Source organism: Streptomyces sp. NPDC024632 (assembly GCF_055559175.1).
Window position 1 is genome coordinate 103924 of the sequence record NZ_JBVHLD010000012.1, and the last position, 20546, is coordinate 124469.

The window sequence follows — 20546 nt, forward strand, 5'->3', positions numbered from 1 at the left end:
GCCTGTCCGCCGCCGCCGGGCGGCTCGATTCCCCCCAAGGGGCGGCAGAACGACCGCACGGCTTAAGTTAGCCTGCCCTTACTTTCCGCCCGGGTGAGTCCGCCGAGGAGTTGGCCCATGAACGTCTTGCGAGCCCGCAGCGGGCCCGCCCCGGTACCGGCCGACGGGGCCCCTCCCGGCCCGGCCGCGACCGGCTCCCCCGCGAACGCGCACGGTTCACCCCGCCGTGATCGTACGGCCGCGCTCGGCGCCGGGCTGATCGTCGCCGCGGTCGTGCTCGCCCTCGCGGTCGGCGCGAGCCTGGCGATCGGCGCCAAGTCCGTCCCCCTGGGCACGGTCCTGGACACCGTCTTCCACCACGACTCCGGCAACGACGACCAGACCATCGTCACCTCGCTGCGGCTGCCGCGTACGGTCGTCGGTCTGATAGCCGGTGCGGCGCTGGGCCTGGCGGGGACGGTGATGCAGGGTCTGACCCGCAACCCGCTGGCCGATCCCGGCCTGCTGGGCGTCAACGCCGGGGCCTCGCTCGCCGTCGTCACCGCGATCAGCGTCTTCGGGATCACCTCCTTCACCGGCTACGTGTGGTTCGGCTTCGTGGGCGCCGCGGCGGCGGCCCTGCTGGTCTACTCGGTCGGCTCGCTCGGCCGGGAGGGCGCGACACCGGTCAAGCTGGCGCTGTCGGGCGCCGCCGTCAGCGCGGGGCTGACCTCCCTCACCACCGCCGTCCTGCTCACCGACACCGCGACGTTCGACCGGTTCCGGTTCTGGGAGGTCGGCTCGCTGGCCGGGCGCGATCTCCCGGTGGCCTGCCAGGCGGGACCGTTCCTCCTGGTCGGCGCGGTGTGCGCGCTGGGATCGGGACGGCTGCTCAACACCCTGAGCCTCGGCGACGACACCGCCCGCGGGCTCGGCGCGAACGTCGCCGCCGCCCGGATCTTCTGCGCGGTGTCCGTGGTGCTGCTGTGCGGCGCCGCGACCGCGCTCGCCGGTCCCATCGGCTTCGTCGGGCTGACCGTTCCGCACGTCGTCCGCTCCTTCACCGGCCCCGACCACCGCTGGATCCTGCCGTACTCGCTGTTCATCGCCCCGGCTCTGCTGCTGGTCTCCGACGTCCTCGGCCGCATCGTGGCCAGGCCCGGCGAGATCCAGGTCGGCATCGTCACCGCGGTGCTCGGTGCGCCGGTGCTCATCGTGCTGGTCCGGCGCGGAAGGCAGGCGGGGCTCTAGTGAGACCGACCTCCGACCCGCAGACGTCCGTGCCGCCCGGACCGCGGACCCCCGAAGCGCCGACCCCCGAACCACCAACCGGCCGCGCCGTTGCGGACAGCGCCGTTTGGGACACCGCCGCTTCGGACCGTGCGATCCGGACGACGGTGCCTGCCGACACCCTGCGCGCGATACGGGCCGCGCGGCACCGGCCGAGGGCGCGTACCAGCGCCGTCGCACTCGTCCTCGTGCTGTGCGCCGTCGCTCTGTTGTGCGCCTCGCTGTGCGTCGGCAGCTACTCCGTCCCGCTGTCCGACGTGCTGCGCTCGCTGGCCGGGCGGGGCGACGCGGCCACCGACTTCATCGTGTTGAAGGTGCGGCTGCCGCGGGCCGTCACCGCGGTCGCGGCGGGCGCCGCGTTCGGCCTGTCGGGCGCGGTGTTCCAGACGCTGATCCGCAACCCGCTGGCCAGCCCCGACGTCATCGGGATCACCTCCGGGGCGAGCGCGGCGGCCGTGGTGGCGATCGTCGTGTTCGGACTCGGCGGCGCGACGGTGTCGGGACTCGCCGTGGCGGGCGCGCTGGCCACCGCGCTGGCGATCTACCTGCTGGCCTGGCGGCGCGGGGTGACCGGCTACCGGCTCGTACTGGTCGGCATCGGTGTGGCCGCGGGGCTCTCCAGCATCGTGTCCTTCCTGCTGACCAGGGCCGACATCTACACCGCGCAGCAGGCACTGCTCTGGCTCACCGGCAGCCTCAACGGCGCGGACTGGCCGCTCGCCCGCGCCCTGTTGCTGTGCCTGCTGCCGCTGCTGCCCGCGGTCTGTCTGGCGGTGCGTTCGCTGCCGGTGCTCGGGCTCGGCGACGACAGCGCGACCGGCCTCGGGGTACGCGTCGAGCGCAGCCGCCTGGTGCTGATCGGCCTCGCGGTCTGTCTGGCCGCGGTCGCCACGGCGGCGACCGGGCCGGTCGCCTTCGTCGCCTTTCTCTCCGGTCCCGTCGCCCGCCGTCTGGTGCACGGCCGGGGTCCCGCGCTGACACTGTCCGCGCTGACCGGCGCGGTCATCATGCTCGGCTGCGACTTCGCCGGGCAGCACCTGCTGGGCCCGACCGAATTCCCGGTCGGTGTGATCACCGGGGTGCTCGGCGCCCCGGGTCTGCTGTGGCTGCTGGCCCGGGCCAACCGGGTCGGGCAGGGAGGATGAGGACACCGCGATGACGGACACGACAGAGCAGGGCGCGCCCGCGCGGCCGGCCGCCGCGACGGACGGCGTATCCGGCGCGGCGGAGGCATACGGCAGCGGGGGCGACACGTACGGGAAGCGGGAGGCCGACGCGCGGGCCGAGACGTACGGAAAGGGCGCGGTGGACGCGCCCAGCACGCTCGCCGCCCGTGACCTGCGGCTCGGCTACGACCAGCGGCCCGTGGTCACCGGCATCACCGCCGACATCCCCGCCGGGCGGGTGACGATGATCGTCGGCCCCAACGCCTGCGGCAAGTCCACCCTGCTGCGCGGCCTCGCCCGGCTGCTCGCTCCGACCTCGGGCGAGGTCCTGCTCGACGGACAGGACATCCACCGCCTGCCCACCCGTCAGGTCGCCGCCCGGCTCGGCATCCTTCCGCAGACCCCGGTCGCGCCGGACGGCATCCGCGTCATCGACCTGGTCGGGCGCGGACGCTACCCGCACCAGGGCTGGTTCCGGCGCTGGACGGCCACCGACGACGAGGCCGTCGCCGAGGCCCTGACCGCCACCGACACCCTCGACCTGGCCGAGCGCTCGGTGGACGAACTGTCCGGCGGCCAGCGGCAGCGCGTGTGGATCGCCGTCGCCCTCGCCCAGCGCACGGGCGTCCTGCTCCTCGACGAGCCGACCACGTATCTCGACCTCCCCCACCAGGTCGAGGTCCTCGACCTGGTCACCGACCTCAACCGGCAGCGCGGCGCCACCGTCGTCACGGTCCTCCACGACCTCAACCTCGCCTGCCGGTACGGCGATCACCTCATCGCGATGAAGGACGGCCGGATCGCCGCCGAGGGCCCGCCCTCGGAGGTCGTCACCGAGGAAACCGTCCGCGACATCTTCGGCATGGAGTGCCGCATCGTCACCGACGAGGTCTCGCGGACGCCGCTGATCCTCCCGATCGGCCGCCACCGCGTACACCGGCCGACCGCGACCGACTGACCTCGACCGGCTTGACGTACGCGGGCCGGAGCTTCTGGCGGGACAGGCCCTAGCGGCGGGGCGCGGCGGTCGGCGTACGGGCGGGCGCCACGGGGATGACCGGCGGTACGGGTGACAGCCGTGCCGCGGGCGGGAGCGGCGCGTGCTGCGGGGACGCCCGGAACGCCTGGATCGCGAAGGCGGCGAAGCGCCGGGAGGCCGCGACGCGGGCCGCGGGTGACGGCGCGTGGATGCCGCTGTTGGCCATGAGGACGAGGATCAGGTCGTCCAGCACGAAGTCGGGGCGCAGGCGGCCGGTGGACTTGGCGCGGGCGGCCAATTCCGCGACCGCCTTCAGCGCGTACTCGCGGCCCGCGTCGAAGTCGACGGCGTGCGGGAACGTCGACATGAAGGCCGCGGTGAAGCCGCGGTCGCGGGCGTGCAGCTCGCAGATCCTCTCGATCACCAGGCAGAGGCCGCGCCAGGGATCCGGGTCGGCGAGCCCTTCGTCCACGATGTCGTGGCAGGCCCGCAACTGACCGGTGAACGCCTCGGTGACCAGCGTCTCCTTGGTCGGGAAGCGGCGGTAGAGGGTGGCGGGGCCGACTCCGGCGCGCCGGGCGATCTCCCGCATCGGCACGTTCAGCCCCTCGGTCGCGAACACCTCGCGAGCCGCTTCGAGGATGCGCTCGCGGTTGTCGAGGGCGTCGGAGCGCAGGGTGTGAGGCAATTCGTCGGTCACGCTCTCACTTTAGCCAAACGGACGGCGGCGTCCGTTACCGTCCGAAGCACCAGGTCCGCGGGCCGCCGGGTTCCGGACGGGCGCGGACCACGAGGGCCGGGAACGGCCGTGGACCAGCGCAGGGAGCAGACGGTGAAGGCAGTCGCGATCGAGACGTTCGGCGGCCCCGAGGGCATGGCGGTCGTCGACCTCCCCGCCCCGGCGCCCGCCGCCGGGCAGGTGCTCATCGGCGTCGAGGCGAGCGGTGTCGGCGGCGTGGACGCCGTGATCCGCAGGGGCACGCTGGCCTCGTACGGCTTCAAGGAGGGGCACATCCTCGGCAGCGAGGCGGCCGGTACGGTGACCGCGGTCGGCGACGGCGTCGACACGTCGTGGATCGGGCGGCGCGTGTGGGCGTTCACCGGGCTCAGCGGCGGTTACGCCGAGCAGGCGGCCGTCCCGGTCGAGGCGGTCCTCGCGCTGCCCGACGGGCTGTCGGCGGTGGACGCGGTGACGCTCGGCAACTCGGGCGCGGTGGCCCATTTCGCGCTGGCCCACGCCCGCTTCGCCCCCGGCGAGTCGGTGCTGGTGCGCGGCGCGGCGGGCAGCATCGGGATCATGACGGTCCATCTGGCGTCCCGCGCGGGCGCCGCCGCGGTGGCGGTCACGACATCGTCGGCCGAGCGGGGCGAGCGGCTGCGCGCACTCGGCGCGACGCGTGTGCTGGACCGCTCGGGCGACACCATGGGCAGCGGTTCCGGTGCCGACGACACTTCCGACGACGCTCCCGGGGGATACGACGTCATCATCGACATCGTCGCGGGCGCGGACCTGCCGTCCTTCTTCGGCCGGCTCCGGCCGAACGGCCGCATGGTGACCGTGGGCGTGGTCGGCGGGCCGCCGCCCGCCGACTTCGGCATGGCGATGATCGCGGCCTTCCAGAAGTCCCTGTCGTTCGCCACCTTCAGCACCGACACCGTGGCCGCGGCGGATCTGACCGCCGTGCGTACCACGCAGTTCGCCGCCGCGAGCCGCGGTGAGCTGCCTCTCGCGGTGCACGAGGTGCTGCCGCTGGAGCAGGCCGCGCTGGCGCACCGGAAGATGGACGCGGGCGAGGTGTTCGGCCGGATCGTCCTGACGCCGTAACCCGAACCGCCATCCAGAGCTGGGCAGTCGCTCGCGGCGCGGGCTCCACAGGCCGCCCGTCCCGTTACGCGCTCATCGGTTGATGCGCTGATCCGCCCAACCGGGCGTGGGAGAGCCGGTTCCGCGCCGCCGCCGTGGCCAGTGGCAGGATCTCCTCATGCAGCATATTTCGTTCGCTCTGCCGCTTTTCGATCCCGGTGCGGGCCAAGGGGCCAGGCAGTTCGCCGAGTTGGGCCTCGCCCTGCTGCTGTCCACCCTGATCGGCGCCGAGCGCGCCACGCAGCAGAAGAGCGCGGGACTGCGCACCCACACCCTCGTCGGTGTCGGCAGCGCGCTGTTCATGGAGGTGTCCCAGCACGGGTTCAACGCCGTGCTGGGCATGCAGGCCGTCTCCTTCGACCCGTCGCGGGTGGCCGCCCAGATCGTCTCGGGCATCGGCTTCATCGGCGGCGGCCTGATCTTCGTACGGCGCGACGCCGTCCGCGGCCTCACCACCGCGGCGACGGTCTGGCTCACCTGCGCGGTCGGCATGGCCTGCGGCGGCGGTCTCCCGCTGCTGGCCATAGGAGTCACCCTCGCGCACTTCCTGGTCGTCCAGGGCTACCCGTGGCTCACCCGCCGGGTCCCGGTCCTCGCCACCCCCGAGCGCACCCGCATCCACCTCGCGTACCGGATCGGCACCGGCGTCCTCACCCGCGTCCTCGAATACACCGCCACCCAGGGCTTCCGCGTCGTCCAGGTCCGCGTCGACCGCGCCGCCCAGCACCCCGACGACGAGAACTGGCACCCCACCGAGGGCGGCACCGCCCTGGTCGCGGTCGACGTCGAGGGCACCGGCAGCCCCGAGCACCTGGTCGCGGGCCTGTCCGAGTTCGAGGAGCTGCTGAGCGTCTCGTCGGTCGCCGACGAATCCGACGACTGACCGGGGACGCGCCCTCGTCCCTGCCCCGACAGCGCGGCGCCCGGCGCCGCGTGGACGGTGCCGCCGCGCCGAGTCCCCGAGCTGAGCCATGGGCCCACGTCACTGGCCCGCGCCACTGACCTCGCCCCTGACCTCGCCCCTGACCTGCGTCGTTGACAATAGGCAGGCAGATACCTGCATAATGGAGAGGTGAGCCCAGAACCGAGCGAGATGGACCCGGTCTTCAAAGCACTGGCCGACCCGACCAGGCGACTCCTGCTGGACCGGCTGCGGGAACAGAACGGTCAGACGCTGCGTGAGCTGTGCGAGCGTCTCGGCATGGCCCGCCAGTCGGTGACGCAGCATCTCGACCTGCTCGGGCAGGCCAATCTCGTGACCGTGGTGCGCCGTGGGCGGGAGCGGCTGCATTACCTGAATCCGGCACCCATCCACGACATCGAGGAACGCTGGATCTCGGGGTTCGACAAGCCCCGGCTGCGGGCCCTGAGCGCCATCAAGAACCTGGCAGAGGAGAACGCCATGACCGACGAATCCGTATCCGTACCGACCTATGTCTACGTCACCTACATCCGGGCGACGCCCGAGCAGGTGTGGCGTGCCCTCACCGACGCCGATCTGACCGCGCGGTACTGGGGACACGCCAACGTCTCGGACTGGCGGCCGGGCTCGGCCTGGGAGCACCGCCGCGCCGACGGCTCGGGCGCCGTGGACGCCGTCGGCCAGGTGCGGGAGGCCGAGCCGCCCACGCGCCTGGTCCTCACCTTCGAGGACTCCGTCGGCAAGGAGCCGCCGCGCGAGCCGTCGGAGGTCACCTTCCTCGTCGAGCCGCACCAGGACATCGTGCGGCTGACCGTGACCCACGAGAAGCTGCCCAATACGGACATGTTCAACGGCATCTCGCGGGGCTGGCCCGCCGTGCTGGCCAACCTCAAGTCGCTGCTCGAAACCGGTGAGGTGCTGCCGCAGGCGCCCTGGGAGATGTCCCCCACCGCCCGCGCCTGAGCACACCGGGCGCGGGGCACCGACCACCGGGCCGAGGGCACCGGCGGGAAAGGGCCGGTCGCGAGGGCGGCGCGGGACCGGTCAGGAATGGAGAAGCGAATCCCGGCGCCCGCCCGTAGCGTGAATCGCATGGACGCCGAGCCCCCGAACGTCTGGGGAACTCGGCACGGAAACACCGGGTCCATGCGGCCCGCGACCACAGGAGCGATCATGACCGGCACCACCACCCAGGGCATCAAGACCGTGCTGCACCCCGTGTCCGAACTGCCGAAGGCGAAGGCGGTGTACGCGGCGCTGCTCGGCATCGAGCCGCAGACCGACGAGTCGTACTACGTGGGCTTCGAGACCGGGGACCAGCACATCGGGCTGGTGCCGGGCGGCGGCCCGCAGGGTCTGACGTCCCCGGTGGTGTACTGGGAGGTGTCGGACATCGAGGCGAAGCTGGCCGAGCTGACCGCCGCGGGCGCCACCGTGAAGGACGCGGCGTCGGACGTGGGCGGCGGCCGGCTGGTGGCCACCGTCACCGACCCCGACGGCAATGTCCTCGGTATCCTCCAGGACCGATGACCGCCGACCCGCGCGAGTCCGGCCACGCGCCGGGTGACGACGCCCGCCGGTCGACCTGACGTCATGGAGAGACGATGAGCACGGCGAAGAAGACGGCCAGGCCGACAGCCGCGGCAACCACCAAGACCGCCAGGACCGCCAAAACCGCCAAGCCTGCCAGGACCGCCGCACCCGCCGGCGCGGACGAGGCCGCCGAAAGCGCCGGGACGACCCGGCCGTCCGCGGTGCGTCCGGCCGACAGCCACGACCTGATCCGTGTGCACGGCGCGCGGGTGAACAATCTGAAAGACATCAGCATCGAGATCCCCAAGCGCCGTCTGACGGTGTTCACGGGGGTCTCCGGTTCCGGCAAGAGCTCGCTGGTGTTCAGCACGATCGCCGCCGAGTCGCAGCGGCTGATCAATGAGACCTACAGCGCCTTCGTGCAGGGCTTCATGCCGACCACGGCACGGCCCGACGTCGACGTGCTGGACGGGCTGACCACGGTGATCACCGTCGACCAGCAGCGGATGGGCGCCGCCCCGCGGTCGACGGTCGGCACCGCCACCGACGCGAACGCGATGCTGCGGATCCTCTTCAGCCGCCTCGGCAAGCCCCACATCGGCCCGCCCGGCGCGTACGCGTTCAACGTCCCCTCGGTCAGCGCGAGCGGCGCGATCACCGTGGAGCGCGGCTCGAAGACGGCGGTGAAGGCGACCTTCCACCGGACCGGCGGCATGTGCACGCGCTGCGAGGGCCGGGGCACGGTCTCCGACATCGACCTCGCACAGCTCTACGACGACACGAAGTCGCTCTCCGAAGGCGCCATCACCATCCCCGGCTACGGCTCGGACGGCTGGAACATGCGGCTGTACAAGGAGTCCGGCTTCGTCGACCCGGACAAGCCGATCCGCAAGTACACCAAGAGGGAGCTGCACGACTTCCTGCACCGCGAGCCGACGCGGATGAAGATCGCGGGCATCAACATGACGTACGAGGGGCTGATCCTCCGGATCCAGAAGTCGATGCTCTCCAAGGACAAGGAGGCGATGCAGCCGCACATCCGGGCGTTCGTGGAGCGGGCGGTCGCCTTCGCCACCTGCCCCGAGTGCGACGGCACCCGGCTCAGCGAGGGCGCCAGGTCCTCGAAGATCAAGCGGATCAGCATCGCCGACGCCTGCGCGATGCAGATCAGTGACCTGGCCGAGTGGGTCCGCGAGCTGAAGGAGCCCTCGGTCGCCCCGCTGCTGACCGCGCTGCTTCAGACCCTCGACTCGTTCGTGGAGATCGGCCTCGGCTATCTCGCGCTCGACCGGCCCGCGGGCACGCTGTCCGGCGGCGAGGCGCAGCGCGTGAAGATGATCCGGCACCTCGGGTCGGCGCTCACCGACATCACGTACGTCTTCGACGAGCCGACCGCCGGTCTGCACCCGCACGACATCCAGCGGATGAACGACCTGCTGCTGCGGCTGCGGGACAAGGGCAACACGGTGCTCGTCGTGGAGCACAAGCCGGAGACGATCGCCATCGCCGACCATGTGGTCGACCTGGGGCCCGGCGCCGGTACGGCGGGCGGCGCGGTCTGCTTCGAGGGCGGCCTCGACGGGCTGCGGACCAGCGGCACCCTCACCGGGCGGCACTTCGACGACCGGTCCTCGCTCAAGAAGACGGTCCGCGAACCGGTCGGCGTGCTGGAGATCCGCGGCGCGACCACGAACAATCTGCGCGGTGTCGACGTCGATGTCCCCCTCGGCGTGCTGGTCGTCGTGACCGGTGTCGCGGGCTCCGGCAAGAGCTCGCTCATCCACGGCTCGCTGGTCAAGGGCGCGCAGGTCAAGGGCGCCGACAGCACGGCGGTGGTGTCGATCGACCAGGGCGCGATCCGCGGCTCGCGGCGGTCCAACCCGGCCACGTACACCGGGCTGCTCGACCCGATCCGCAAGGCGTTCGCGAAGGCCAACGGGGTGAAGCCCGCGCTGTTCAGCGCCAACTCCGAGGGCGCGTGCCCGACGTGCAACGGCGCGGGCGTCGTCTACACCGACCTGGGGATGATGGCCGGGGTCGCGACCACGTGCGAGGAGTGCGAGGGGAAGCGGTTCGAGGCGTCGGTGCTCGACTACCGCTTCGGCGGGCGCGACATCAGCGAGGTGCTGGCGATGTCGGTGGCCGAGGCCGAGGAGTTCTTCGGCGGCGGCGAGGCGCACACCCCCGCGGCGCACGCCGTCCTGCGGCGCCTGGCCGATGTGGGCCTGGGCTATCTGGGCATCGGCCAGCCGCTCACCACTCTGTCCGGTGGCGAGCGGCAGCGGCTGAAGCTGGCCACGCACATGTCGGACAAGGGCGGTGTGTATGTGCTGGACGAGCCGACCACCGGCCTGCACCTCGCCGATGTGGAGCAACTGCTGGGCCTGCTGGACCGGTTGGTCGACTCCGGCAAGTCCGTCGTCGTCATCGAGCACCATCAGGCGGTGATGGCGCACGCCGACTGGATCATCGACCTGGGCCCCGGCGCGGGTCACCACGGCGGCCGGGTCGTCTTCGAGGGCACCCCCGCCGACCTGGTCGCGGACGCCTCGACCCTCACCGGGGAACACCTCGCGGCGTACGTCGGCGCCTGACGTACCCGTCGCGGGCGCCCGACCTTGCGGTGCGCTCACGCCAACGGCGGCCAGGCGCACCGCGGCTGGCCGAGGGCATGCTCAACACCCGCGATCGAGGCCCGACTCAGCGCCCTTCGCCGGGGAGCCGGGCTCGACACCCTGGACCCGAGCCCGGCACAACACCCTTGCCCGCAGCGCGGCTCAGCGCCCTTCGCCGGAGAAGGTCTCGCCGAGGATGTCGAAGGCCGAGCCCAGCAGGGCCGGCAGATCCGCGTCCTCGTCCTTGAGCCACTGCTCGTAGGCCGACAGCGAGGCGGCCAGCGCCGCCCAGGCGATCACCTGCGGCCGCATGTCGTCCTCGTCCACCCCGAGCCTGCGGGCGGCGTACTCGGCGATGGCCTGCCGCCAGGTGGCGTACCGCAGCGTGGAGTGCGCGACCAGCGTCGGCACGTTCAGCAGCAGGGACATCCGCAGCCGGTGGTCCTGGACGACGCTGGCCGGGAAGCGGTTGAACTCCACGATGGCGCCGCGCAGCGCCTCGGCCAGCGCCATGTCCGGCGGGGTGCGCTGGAGGTAGCGGCGCATCCGTTCCACCAGGGCGTCGAAGTCACCCCAGGGCACGTCGTTCTTGGACGGGAAGTAGCGGAAGAACGTCCGGCGGCCGATGCCGCAGGCGGCGGCGATGTCGTCCACCGTCGTCTCGGCGAAGCCGCGCTCGGCGAACAGCTCCAGCGCCACATGGCTCAGCTCGTCCACCGTCGTGGAGGGCTGACGCCCCATGCGAGTGCTGGTCGACGGCGGTTTCGGAGCGTCGGCTGGGGACCTCACGGATTTTCCTTCTTCCATTTGGCACCGGGTGCCATTAGTCTGAACATTATTGAAGGCACGGCGGACGACAACAACCCCGCCTGCGACCATCGCCCGACTGAGGAGCCATGGTATGGAAGAGCTTCAGCTCAAGGAGCCCGGCGAGCCGCGTGCCGCCGACGAGGATGTCACCGCGGATTCCGTGATCGAGGCCGACGACCTGGTCGAAGAGGTCTCGATCGACGGCATGTGCGGCGTCTACTGAGCCGCCCCGCCATGAGCGGCACGGACCGTCCGGTGAACGCCCCGGACTCGGCGCCCGGCATGGATCTCGACCGCCCCTGGGATCTGCACCCGCAGGTCTCGGTCCGGCCGGAACCGTTCGGCGCCCTGCTGTACCACTTCGGAACGCGCAAACTCTCGTTCCTCAAGGACCGGCGACTGCTGTCGGTCGTCCAGTCCCTCAAGGACTCCCCCACGGCACGGGCCGCCTGCTCGGCGGCCGGGGTCACCGAAGCCGACGTGCCGCGGTACGGCCGCGCCCTCGCGACCCTCGCCAGGTCGTCGATGGTGGTGGAAAGGACCCCGTGAGCCCCATGACCACGACGACCACGGATGCCCCCGCCCGCGCTCCCGGCGCCGAACGGCTGGTGGACCTGTTCGAGTACGGACTCGACGCGCCCATCTGTCTGACCTGGGAGCTGACCTACGCCTGCAATCTGTCCTGCACGCACTGCCTGTCCAGCTCCGGCCGCCGCGATCCGCGCGAACTCACCACGGCCGAGGCCGAGGCGGTGATCGACGAGCTGGAACGCATGCAGGTCTTCTACGTCAACATCGGCGGCGGCGAGCCCACGGTCCGCCCCGACTTCTGGGAGTTGGTCGACTACGCCACCGCCCACCACGTGGGCGTGAAGTTCTCCACCAACGGCGTCCGGATCACCCCGGAGGTCGCGGCCCGGCTGGCCGAGAACTCCTACGTCGACGTGCAGATCTCCCTCGACGGCGCGACCGCCGAGGTCAACGACGCGGTCCGCGGCCCCGGTTCGTACGACACCGCGCTGCGCGCCATGGCGAATCTGTCCGCCGCCGGGATGAAGAACTTCAAGCTGTCCGTGGTGTGCACCCGGCACAACATCCCCCAGATGGACGAGTTCAAGGCCATCGCCGACCGGTACGGGGCCCAGCTCCGGCTGACCCGGCTGCGCCCGTCCGGGCGCGGCGCCGACGTCTGGGACGAGCTGCACCCGACGCGTGACCAGCAGCGCGAGCTGTACGACTGGCTGGTGGCGCACGGCGACAGCGTGCTGACCGGTGACTCCTTCTTCCACCTGTCCGCCTACGGGCAGGCGCTGCCCGGCCTGAATCTGTGCGGCGCCGGACGCGTGGTGTGCCTGATCGACCCGGTCGGGGACGTCTACGCCTGCCCGTTCGCGATCCACGAGGAGTTCCTGGCCGGGAACATCCGCCAGCCCGGCGGCTTCACCGAGGTATGGCGCGAGTCCGAGCTGTTCCGCGGCCTGCGCGAGCCCCAGTCGGGCGGCGCCTGCGCCTCCTGCCAGTTCTTCGACACCTGCAAGGGCGGGTGCATGGCGGCCAAGTTCTTCACCGGCCTGCCGCTGGACGGGCCGGACCCGGAGTGCGTGCAGGGCTACGGCGAGGAACTGCTCGCGAACCGTACGCAGCACACACCCGTCCCGAAGTCGTCCGTCGACCACTCACACCGTACTTCCCCCGCACCGCGCCGGGGACCGGTCCCGCTGACCCTCACCCGTCGTGAGGATCTGGACCGGCCGCCCGTCAGCGACTGCGCGGAGGATCCGCTCGCCGGTTTCCGTCCGGTCTGAGCACTCCGGGACCGCCCCACCGGCCCGGCCGCCGGTTCCGGTCACGGAGCCCGGCCACCGTATCGATTCCGCACACCTCGGGGACATGACTCACAGTAATCAATCCGTAACGAAAGGTGCACGCAATGGGGCGTGTAGAAGGAAAGGTCGCATTCATCACCGGAGCCGCGCGCGGTCAGGGCCGCAGCCACGCGGTGCGGCTGGCGCAGGAGGGCGCGGACATCATCGCGGTGGACATCTGCGAGGACGTGCCGAGCGCCGGTTACCCGGGCGCCACCGACGAGGACCTGGCCGAGACCGTACGGCAGGTGGAGAAGCTGGACCGCCGGATCGTGGCCACGAAGGCGGACGTCCGTGACTTCGGGGCGCTGAAGGCCGCCGTGGACGACGGTGTGGCGCAGCTCGGACGGCTCGACATCGTCGCGGCGAACGCCGGGATCGGCGTCATACCCGACACCCTCGACGTACTGGACGCCCAGCGCTGGCGCGATGTCATCGACATCAATCTGACGGGCGTGTGGAAGACCGCGAAGGCGGCGATCCCGCACCTCAAGGCGGGCGGGCACGGCGGCTCGATCATCCTGACCAGCTCGGAGGCGGGCCTGCGCGCGTATCCGCACGCGGGTCACTACGTGGCCGCCAAGCACGGCGTCGTCGGCCTGATGCGCACGCTCGCGCTGGAGCTGGCCCCGGACAGCATCCGGGTCAACAGCATCCATCCGACCCAGGTCGACACGGCCATGATCCAGAACGAGATGACCTACAAGCTGTTCCGTCCCGACCTGGAGCACCCGACCGCGGAGGACTTCGCCGAGGTCTCGCGGTCGGTCATCGCGCTGCCCATCCCGTGGGTGGAGCCGGTGGACATCTCCAACGCCCTGCTGTGGCTGGCCTCGGACGAGGGCCGGTACGTCACCGGCGTCACGCTGCCCGTCGACGGCGGCAACTTCCTCAAGTAGGGCCGCGAGCCAGGCGGTTCGCGGCAGAACGCGACACGGCTCACGGGGATCAGCGGGGGTTCACGGGGGTTCGCAGAACGACAGCGTCATCGAAAGAGAAAGAGGTGAACACGCAATGGGGCGTGTAGAGGGAAAGGTCGCACTCGTCACCGGGGCCGCCCGTGGTCAGGGCCGCAGCCACGCGATACGCCTGGCGCAGGAGGGCGCGGACATCATCGCCGTCGACGTCGTGTCGCAGATCGACTCGGTGCCGTACCCGATGGCGACGCCCGACGACCTCGCGGAGACCGTACGCGAGGTGGAGAAGCTGGACCGGCGGATCGTCGCCGCACAGGCGGACGTCCGTGACTTCGAGGCGCTGAAGGCAGCCGTGGACACCGGGGTCGCGCAGCTCGGACGGCTCGACATCGTCTCGGCCAACGCGGGCATCTTCAGCTTCGGCACCATGTCGGAGCTGGACGAGCAGGTGTTCCAGGACATGATCGACGTCAATCTAACCGGTGTGTGGCACACCGCGAAGGCGGCGATCCCGCACATCAAGGCGGGTGGCAACGGCGGTTCGATCGTGCTGACCAGCTCGACGGCCGGGCTGATGGCGATGGAGAACATCGGGCACTACGTCGCCGCCAAGCACGGTGTCGTCGGCCTGATGCGCACGCTGGCGCTGGAGTTGGCCCCGGACAGCATCCGGGTCAACAGCGTGCACCCCACGTCGGTCGACACCCCGATGATCCAGAATTCGGCGACGTACGAGCTGTTCGCGTCCGACCTGCCGGTGGCCGAGCGGACCAAGGATAATCTCGGCCCGCGCTTCGGCTCGATGAACGCGCTGCCGATCCCGTGGGTCGAGCCGGTCGACATCTCCAACGCGGTGCTGTGGCTGGCCTCGGACGAGGCGCGGTACGTCACCGGCGTCACCCTGCCGATCGACGCGGGCCAGACGGCCAAGTAGCGGGTCTGTCAGCCACGTCGAGCGTAGGGAGCGCGAACGATGACCACACTGCGGACGGTACGGGACGCCGGGACCGGCTCCGGCGTCGCGGCGGCCGGGGAGCGGATCGCCTCGCGCATCGTCGGCCGCGAGCGCGAGCTGGAACTCGCGCTCGCGACCGTCGGCGCCGGGCGGGATCTCGTCCTGGAGGGCCCGCCCGGCACCAGCAAGACCACCATGCTCAAGGCGATCACCGAGGAGTGGGGCATCCCGCTGGTGTTCGTGGAGGGCAACGCCGATCTGACCCCGGCCAAGCTGGTCGGGCACCACAATCCCGCGCGGGTGCTGCGGGAGGACTACAGCGCCGACAACTTCGTGGCGGGGCCGCTGGTCCAGGCGATGCGCACCGGCGGGTTCCTCTACATCGAGGAGTTCAACCGCGCCCCCGAGGACACCCTCAACACCCTGCTGTCGGCGATGGCCGACCGCGCGGTCGAGGTGCCCAGGGTCGGCCTGGTCACCGCCGAGCCGTCGTTCCGGGTCATCGCCTCGATGAACCCCAGTGACGACATCGGCACCACCCGGCTGTCGGCGGGCGTCAGCGACCGGCTCAACCGGATCGTGGTCGGCTACCAGGACGCCGCCGCGGAGGAGGACATCGTCAGGCTGCGCGCCGCGCTCTCCGGTCCGCTCGCGGACCGGATCGTGCCCGACGCCGTCGCGGTGACCCGGGCCACCCGCGCGCACCCGGATCTGCGTCAGGGCAGCAGCGTGCGGGGCGCGATCGACTGCGCGCTGGTCGCCGACGGCCTGATGACGATGCGCGGCCTGGGCGGACCGGACGACGACCGCTACCCGGAGAGCTTCTACGACGCGATGACGGTCTCGCTGTCCGGCCGGATCCGGCTGGACGACGCTGCGGAGACCACCGCGGAACGCGTCCTGCGGGAGATCTGGGAGGACCGCTTCGTGCTGGATCCGGCGCGGGCGGAGCCCGGATGAAGAGCGGTGGAGGCCGACTCGCCCGTACGGCGGCGCGAACCGGCGTCCACGGACCGGTCGCGGCGACCGCTGCGCCGTATCCCCAAGACACTCGACGAGGAGCCGAAGGTGTTCGAAGCGGTGGCGGGCACGGGAGGCACGGTGCTGCGCGCCCGCTCGCGCGGCGCCGGTCCCGCGCGCCCGCGGCCGACCCGCTCGGCGGCCGACTTCACCGAGGAGCGGGGGGAGTTGCTCAGCGGCTCGGACGACACCGAGCCGGTGGACCCCGCGGTGCGGGCGCGGGCCCGCGAGATCGCCGCGCGGCTGTCCCTGCCGAAGCCGAAGCGGGCGCGCGGCGGACGGCCGGCCGCTTCGGGGCGGCTGGCCAGCCTCCCGTACCGGCAGCGGGGCAGCGACATCGACCTGGATCCGACGCTGGAGCGGCTGGCGGAGCGGCCGGTCCCCGACGACGAGGACGTCTTCGTCTTCGAGCGGGTCCGCGCGCCCCGCTCCGTCGTGCTCGCGGTGGACCTGTCGGGGTCGATGAAGGGCGAGCGGGTACGTACCGCGGCGGCGACCGTGGGCGCGCTCGCGGCCGAGCTGGAGTCCGAGGCGCTGGCCGTCGTCGCCTTCTGGTCGGACGCGGCGGTGCTGCTCGAACTGGGCGACCCGGTCAGGCCGATGGAGCTGCTGGACGCGATGCTGCGCATCCCGGCCAGGGGCCTGACCAATGTGGCCTTCCCGCTGGAACTCGCCGCCGCCCGGCTGGCGTCGGTGCCGCGGCGCGGCGCGCGGGTGCTGCTGCTGTCGGACTGCGTCCACAACGCGGGGCCGGACCCGCGCCCGGCGGCGGCCCGGCTGCCGCGGCTGGACGTGCTGCTCGACACGAGCGGTGAGAAGGACGTCGAATTGGGCGCGGAACTGGCCAGGGCCGGGCACGGCACCTTTCACCGCATCCGCACCCACCACGACATCGCACCGGCTCTCAGGGAGGTCTTCCGCACATGAACGGCGCGTGGAGGCACGTTCGCCCGGGGCACGTGAGGAGCGGCTGACCCGCGCCTCAGCGGCGCACGGGCGGCACCTGACGCTCACGGACATGGACCGGCCCCGAAGGACCGGCTCCGAGACGAAGAGGAACACGCAATGAGCAGGAATCCCTGGTTCGAGACCGTCGCCGAGGCGCAGCGCCGGGCAAAGAAGCAACTACCGAGTTCGGTCTACGGAGCCCTGGTCGCGGGCTCGGAGCGCGGCCGGACCATCGATGACAACATCGAGGCGTTCGCCGAACTGGGCTTCGCGCCGCGGGTGGTGGGCCATCACGCCGAGCGCGACTTGTCGACGACGGTGCTGGGGATCCCGACGTCGATGCCCGTGGTGATCTCGCCGACCGGTGTGCAGGCCGTGCACCCGGACGGCGAGGTGGCCGTCGCGCGGGCCGCCGCGAACCGGGGCGTGATCATGGGGCTCAGCTCCTTCGCCAGCAAGCCGGTCGAGGAGGTCGCCGAGGCGAACGAGAACACCTTCTTCCAGATGTACTGGACCGGCACCCGCGAGTCGATGGTGCAGCGGATGGACCGGGCCAGGGCCGCCGGGGCCAAGGCGCTGATCTCCACGCTCGACTGGTCCTTCTCCAACGGGCGCGACTGGGGCAGTCCTTCGATCCCGGAGAAGCTGGACTTCAAGACGATGCTGAAGTTCGCGCCGAACGTGGCGCCGCACCCGGCCTGGCTGATGCGGTTCCTCAAATCCCGTCGGCTCCCCGACCTCACCGCGCCCAACCTCCGCCCGCCGGGCGGCGCGGCGCCCACCTTCTTCGGCGCCTACTACGAGTGGATGCAGACGGCGCCGCCCACCTGGGACGACGTGAAGTGGCTGCGCGAGGAGTGGGGCGGCCCGTTCCTGCTCAAGGGCGTGACGCGGGTGGACGACGCCAAGCGCGCGGTCGACGCCGGGGTCAGCGGGATCTCGGTGTCCAACCACGGCGGCAACAACCTGGACACGACACCGGGCACGATACGGATGCTGCCGTCGATCGCCGAGGCGGTGGGCGACCAGATCGAGGTCGTCCTCGACGGCGGCATCCGGCGCGGCGGCGACGTCGCCAAGGCGCTGGCGCTCGGCGCCCGCGCGGTGCTGATCGGCCGCGCCTACCTGTGGGGGCTCGCGGCCAACGGCCAGGCCGGGGTGGAGAACGTCCTGGACATCATGCGCGGCGGCCTGGACTCCGCGGTGCTGGGCCTGGGCCACTCCTCGGTGCACGAGCTGTCCCCCGACGACCTGGTGATCCCCGACGGCTTCACCAGGACACTCGGCGGCGGGCTCGTCGGCCGCGCGGACCGCGCGGGCGCCGCGGAGGCCGCGCCGCGCTCCAAGGACCCGATCCGCTGACATGCCGTCGACACCCGCGAACCGCGCGGGCCCCGGGAGCACGGCAGGACCCGCGGCCCCTTCCGACCTGGCGCACGCCGTCTGGCCGACGGTCCCGTTCGCGCCTCTGGTCCTGGTGCCGCTGGGCTCGACCGAGCAGCACGGGCCCCATCTGCCGCTGGGCACAGACGCCGCCATCGCGCGGGCGGTCGCCGAGCGGGTGGCGGCCGGGGCCCCGCCCGAGTGGCACACCCTGGTCGCGCCGACCATGGCCTACGGTTCGAGCGGCGAGCACGCGGGCTTCGCGGGCACCGTCTCGATCGGCCGCGAGGCCCTGAAGGCGGTCCTCGTGGAGTCCGTGCGGTCACTGGCGATGTGGGCCGGGCGGATCGTCTTCGTCAACGGGCACGGCGGCAATGTCGCCACGCTCGCCGAGGCGGTCGTCCTGCTGCGCGCCGAGGGCCACCACGTCGCGTGGGTGCCGTGCGTGGCGCCCGACGCGGATCCGCACGCCGGACGGTGGGAGACCTCGGTCATGCTCCACCTGGCGCCCGGGGACGTGCGGACCGCGCAGGCCGTCGCCGGGGACACCCGGCCGCTCGCGGACCTCATGCCCGACCTGGTCGCGGGCGGTGTGCTGGCGGTCTCGCCGTCCGGGGTCCTCGGCGACCCGGCGGGGGCGTCCGCCGAAGAAGGAGAGAAGGCGATGACGTACATGGTCACCACGGCCACCCGGCTGATCGCCGAAGGGTCCGCGGACACCCGCGGCCGGCTGGTCGACGCCGAACCGGCGGACGGGACGGTGACCGAATGACCGCGGAACCGGCGGGGAGCGCGCCCGAGGGCGACGGTGGTACGGGTGCGCCGGACGGCAAGCGCGGCGGCGGCGCTCGGGACGGCAGGAGCGGTACGGGCGCGCCCGGCGGGAGGGCGCGGCTGCCCGGCGGCTTCATGGTCGCGCTCAACCGCCACACCCGCGTCATCGACGGCGGCCGTGCCCTGCTCGGCGGCTTCCCGACCCGGCTCGTCCGGCTGACCCCCCGCGCCCGCCCGCTGCTGGCCGACGACCGTACGGTGCGCGTCCGGGACGCGGCGAGCGGCGTCCTCGCCGACCGGCTGCTCGACAACGGCATGGCGTACCCGGTCGTCCGCGACCTGCCGCAGAATCCCGACCCGCGGCACACCTTCGTCGTGCCCGTCCACGAGCGGGCCGCGCAACTCGACCGGCTGCTCACCAGCATCGGCCCCGGCCAGCGCGTCGTCGTCGTGGACGACGGATCGCGGCACGCCGACGACATCGAGGACACCGCCGCCAAGCACGGCGCCCAACTGGTCGTGCTGGAGCGGAACATGGGCCCGGCCGCGGCCCGCAACGCGGGGCTGCGGCTGGTCCGCACCCCCTATGTGGTCTTCGTGGACTCCGACATCGTGCTGCCCCCGGAGACCGTCCCCGTCCTGCTCCGGCACTTCACCGACCCCAAGGTCGGCATGGCCGTGCCGCGCATCACCGGGCTGCCGACCGCCGCGGCCACCGGCTGGATCGGCCGGTACGAGGCCGCCAGGTCCTCGCTCGACCTCGGCCGGGACCCGGCGGCCGTCCGCCCGGGGACCCCCGTCTCCTGGGCCTCCACCGCGTGCAGCGTGGCGCGGGTGGACGCGATGGCGGACGGTTTCGACGCGGCCATGCGGGTCGGCGAGGACGTCGACCTGTGCTGGCGGCTGATCGAGGACGGCTGGCGCGTACGGTACGAGCCGTCGGTCCGCGCCGAGCACGAGCACCGCGTGCGGTTCACGGACTGGATGCTGCGCAAGGCGGCGTACGGCACGGGCGCGCATCCGCTGGCCGAGCGCCACCCCGAACTCATCGCCCCCGCCGTCCTCGCCCCTTGGGCGGGCGCGCTGTCCCTCGCGCTGCTGGCCCAGCGCCGCTGGTCGCTGCCGGTGGCGGGCGCCGTCTGCGGGGTCACGACCGTACGGATCGCCCGCAAACTCAAGGGCGCCGACCACCCGGTACGGCTGGCCACCCGGCTCACCGCCAACGGCGCGGTCAGCGCCCTGTCCCAGACCGGCGCCCTGCTCACCCGCCACTGGTGGCCGCTGGCCGCCGTCGGCTGCGCGGTCTCCCCCCGGATCCGGCGCGCGGTCGCCGTCGCGTCGGTCGCCGACGTCGCCCTCGAATACCGTCCGGGCGAGGTCGGCCTCGACCCCCTGCGCTACGCCGTCGCCCGCCGCCTGGACGACCTCGCCTACGGCACGGGCGTCTGGCTCTCCGCGCTCAAGGGCCGCTCGACGGCGGCGCTGCGCCCGCGCCTGGGGTCCGGCAAGGGTGCCTCGGGCTGACG

At 72.3% G+C, this 20546-nt stretch carries 20 protein-coding genes; 18 read left to right on the top strand and 2 right to left on the bottom strand.

The window, feature by feature from the left end; genetic code table 11:
- Positions 1-117: 117 nt before the first annotated feature.
- The 3 genes from ACZ37P_RS24690 to ACZ37P_RS24700 all read left to right on the top strand — a co-directional run bounded on the left by ACZ37P_RS24690 (position 118) and on the right by ACZ37P_RS24700 (position 3393).
- Positions 118-1230: a FecCD family ABC transporter permease gene (locus tag ACZ37P_RS24690; RefSeq protein WP_467348640.1), complete on the top strand. Its 1113-nt coding sequence runs from the start codon at positions 118-120 to the stop codon at positions 1228-1230.
- A gap of 146 nt (positions 1231-1376) precedes the next feature.
- Positions 1377-2414: a FecCD family ABC transporter permease gene (locus tag ACZ37P_RS24695; RefSeq protein ID WP_355340933.1), complete on the top strand. Its 1038-nt coding sequence runs from the start codon at positions 1377-1379 to the stop codon at positions 2412-2414.
- 160 nt (positions 2415-2574) lie between these two features.
- Positions 2575-3393: an ABC transporter ATP-binding protein gene (locus ACZ37P_RS24700; protein WP_467348797.1), complete on the top strand. Its 819-nt coding sequence runs from the start codon at positions 2575-2577 to the stop codon at positions 3391-3393.
- 49 nt (positions 3394-3442) lie between these two features.
- Here the strand turns inward: ACZ37P_RS24700 and ACZ37P_RS24705 are convergent, their stop codons facing one another.
- Positions 3443-4114, bottom strand: coding sequence for a TetR/AcrR family transcriptional regulator (locus tag ACZ37P_RS24705; protein WP_391044962.1), 672 nt, complete (start codon positions 4112-4114; stop codon positions 3443-3445).
- 132 nt (positions 4115-4246) lie between these two features.
- Here ACZ37P_RS24705 and ACZ37P_RS24710 point away from each other — a divergent pair, with 132 nt between their 5' ends.
- From ACZ37P_RS24710 to ACZ37P_RS24730, 5 genes are all read left to right on the top strand, one after another.
- Entirely contained in the window at positions 4247-5239 is a 993-nt protein-coding gene (locus ACZ37P_RS24710; RefSeq protein WP_467348798.1) for a zinc-binding dehydrogenase, read from the top strand.
- Positions 5240-5396: 157 nt separating this feature from the next.
- Positions 5397-6161: an MgtC/SapB family protein gene (locus tag ACZ37P_RS24715; RefSeq protein WP_355340942.1), complete on the top strand. Its 765-nt coding sequence runs from the start codon at positions 5397-5399 to the stop codon at positions 6159-6161.
- A 210-nt stretch (positions 6162-6371) separates the two neighbouring features.
- The gene (locus ACZ37P_RS24720) at positions 6372-7163 is read left to right on the top strand and encodes an ArsR/SmtB family transcription factor (RefSeq protein WP_467348800.1); all 792 of its coding nucleotides are present in this window, start codon (positions 6372-6374) and stop codon (positions 7161-7163) included.
- 210 nt (positions 7164-7373) lie between these two features.
- A complete protein-coding gene (locus ACZ37P_RS24725) occupies positions 7374-7730 on the top strand; it encodes a VOC family protein (RefSeq protein ID WP_467348642.1) in 357 nt (118 codons plus the stop codon).
- A 74-nt stretch (positions 7731-7804) separates the two neighbouring features.
- Positions 7805-10327, top strand: a complete 2523-nt coding sequence (locus ACZ37P_RS24730; RefSeq protein WP_467348644.1) for an ATP-binding cassette domain-containing protein — start codon at positions 7805-7807, stop codon at positions 10325-10327.
- 183 nt (positions 10328-10510) lie between these two features.
- Here ACZ37P_RS24730 and mftR read toward each other — a convergent pair whose 3' ends face one another.
- On the bottom strand, positions 10511-11089 hold the full coding sequence (gene mftR, locus ACZ37P_RS24735; RefSeq protein ID WP_355340949.1) for a mycofactocin system transcriptional regulator: 579 nt from the start codon (positions 11087-11089) through the stop codon (positions 10511-10513).
- Positions 11090-11249: 160 nt separating this feature from the next.
- Here mftR and mftA point away from each other — a divergent pair, with 160 nt between their 5' ends.
- The 10 genes from mftA (at position 11250) to mftF (ending at position 20544) form a co-directional block, all read left to right on the top strand.
- Entirely contained in the window at positions 11250-11381 is a 132-nt protein-coding gene (gene mftA, locus ACZ37P_RS24740) for a mycofactocin precursor MftA (RefSeq protein ID WP_188281158.1), read from the top strand.
- An 11-nt stretch (positions 11382-11392) separates the two neighbouring features.
- The gene (gene mftB / locus ACZ37P_RS24745) at positions 11393-11707 is read left to right on the top strand and encodes a mycofactocin biosynthesis chaperone MftB (RefSeq protein ID WP_467348646.1); all 315 of its coding nucleotides are present in this window, start codon (positions 11393-11395) and stop codon (positions 11705-11707) included.
- A gap of 5 nt (positions 11708-11712) precedes the next feature.
- Positions 11713-12963, top strand: coding sequence for a mycofactocin radical SAM maturase (gene mftC / locus ACZ37P_RS24750; RefSeq protein ID WP_355340955.1), 1251 nt, complete (start codon positions 11713-11715; stop codon positions 12961-12963).
- Positions 12964-13088: 125 nt separating this feature from the next.
- On the top strand, positions 13089-13922 hold the full coding sequence (locus ACZ37P_RS24755) for a mycofactocin-coupled SDR family oxidoreductase (protein WP_401722077.1): 834 nt from the start codon (positions 13089-13091) through the stop codon (positions 13920-13922).
- Between the two features lie 115 nt (positions 13923-14037).
- On the top strand, positions 14038-14874 hold the full coding sequence (locus ACZ37P_RS24760) for a mycofactocin-coupled SDR family oxidoreductase (RefSeq protein WP_467348649.1): 837 nt from the start codon (positions 14038-14040) through the stop codon (positions 14872-14874).
- Positions 14875-14913: 39 nt separating this feature from the next.
- The gene (locus ACZ37P_RS24765; protein WP_467348651.1) at positions 14914-15855 is read left to right on the top strand and encodes an AAA family ATPase; all 942 of its coding nucleotides are present in this window, start codon (positions 14914-14916) and stop codon (positions 15853-15855) included.
- 6 nt (positions 15856-15861) lie between these two features.
- Positions 15862-16842, top strand: a complete 981-nt coding sequence (locus tag ACZ37P_RS24770) for a vWA domain-containing protein (RefSeq protein ID WP_402711907.1) — start codon at positions 15862-15864, stop codon at positions 16840-16842.
- Between the two features lie 138 nt (positions 16843-16980).
- Positions 16981-18225: a pre-mycofactocin synthase MftD gene (mftD, locus tag ACZ37P_RS24775; RefSeq protein WP_391161924.1), complete on the top strand. Its 1245-nt coding sequence runs from the start codon at positions 16981-16983 to the stop codon at positions 18223-18225.
- A 1-nt stretch (position 18226) separates the two neighbouring features.
- On the top strand, positions 18227-19018 hold the full coding sequence (gene mftE / locus ACZ37P_RS24780) for a mycofactocin biosynthesis peptidyl-dipeptidase MftE (protein ID WP_355340973.1): 792 nt from the start codon (positions 18227-18229) through the stop codon (positions 19016-19018).
- The gene (gene mftF, locus ACZ37P_RS24785) at positions 19015-20544 is read left to right on the top strand and encodes a mycofactocin biosynthesis glycosyltransferase MftF (protein ID WP_467348654.1); all 1530 of its coding nucleotides are present in this window, start codon (positions 19015-19017) and stop codon (positions 20542-20544) included. The genes mftE and mftF overlap by 4 nt, the downstream gene beginning before the upstream one ends.
- Positions 20545-20546 lie beyond the last annotated feature (2 nt).

Bases quoted from the DNA above. Each gene is read 5' to 3' on its own strand.
- ACZ37P_RS24690 (WP_467348640.1), top strand. From the start codon at position 118: ATGAACGTCTTGCGAGCCCGCAGCGGGCCCGCCCCGGTACCGGCCGAC.
- ACZ37P_RS24715 (WP_355340942.1), top strand. From the start codon at position 5,397: ATGCAGCATATTTCGTTCGCTCTGCCGCTTTTCGATCCCGGTGCGGGC.
- ACZ37P_RS24720 (WP_467348800.1), top strand. From the start codon at position 6,372: ATGGACCCGGTCTTCAAAGCACTGGCCGACCCGACCAGGCGACTCCTG.
- ACZ37P_RS24725 (WP_467348642.1), top strand. From the start codon at position 7,374: ATGACCGGCACCACCACCCAGGGCATCAAGACCGTGCTGCACCCCGTG.
- ACZ37P_RS24730 (WP_467348644.1), top strand. From the start codon at position 7,805: ATGAGCACGGCGAAGAAGACGGCCAGGCCGACAGCCGCGGCAACCACC.
- mftR (WP_355340949.1), bottom strand. From the start codon at position 11,089: ATGGGGCGTCAGCCCTCCACGACGGTGGACGAGCTGAGCCATGTGGCG.
- mftA (WP_188281158.1), top strand. From the start codon at position 11,250: ATGGAAGAGCTTCAGCTCAAGGAGCCCGGCGAGCCGCGTGCCGCCGAC.
- mftB (WP_467348646.1), top strand. From the start codon at position 11,393: ATGAGCGGCACGGACCGTCCGGTGAACGCCCCGGACTCGGCGCCCGGC.
- mftC (WP_355340955.1), top strand. From the start codon at position 11,713: ATGACCACGACGACCACGGATGCCCCCGCCCGCGCTCCCGGCGCCGAA.
- ACZ37P_RS24755 (WP_401722077.1), top strand. From the start codon at position 13,089: ATGGGGCGTGTAGAAGGAAAGGTCGCATTCATCACCGGAGCCGCGCGC.
- ACZ37P_RS24760 (WP_467348649.1), top strand. From the start codon at position 14,038: ATGGGGCGTGTAGAGGGAAAGGTCGCACTCGTCACCGGGGCCGCCCGT.
- ACZ37P_RS24765 (WP_467348651.1), top strand. From the start codon at position 14,914: ATGACCACACTGCGGACGGTACGGGACGCCGGGACCGGCTCCGGCGTC.
- mftD (WP_391161924.1), top strand. From the start codon at position 16,981: ATGAGCAGGAATCCCTGGTTCGAGACCGTCGCCGAGGCGCAGCGCCGG.
- mftE (WP_355340973.1), top strand. From the start codon at position 18,227: ATGCCGTCGACACCCGCGAACCGCGCGGGCCCCGGGAGCACGGCAGGA.
- mftF (WP_467348654.1), top strand. From the start codon at position 19,015: ATGACCGCGGAACCGGCGGGGAGCGCGCCCGAGGGCGACGGTGGTACG.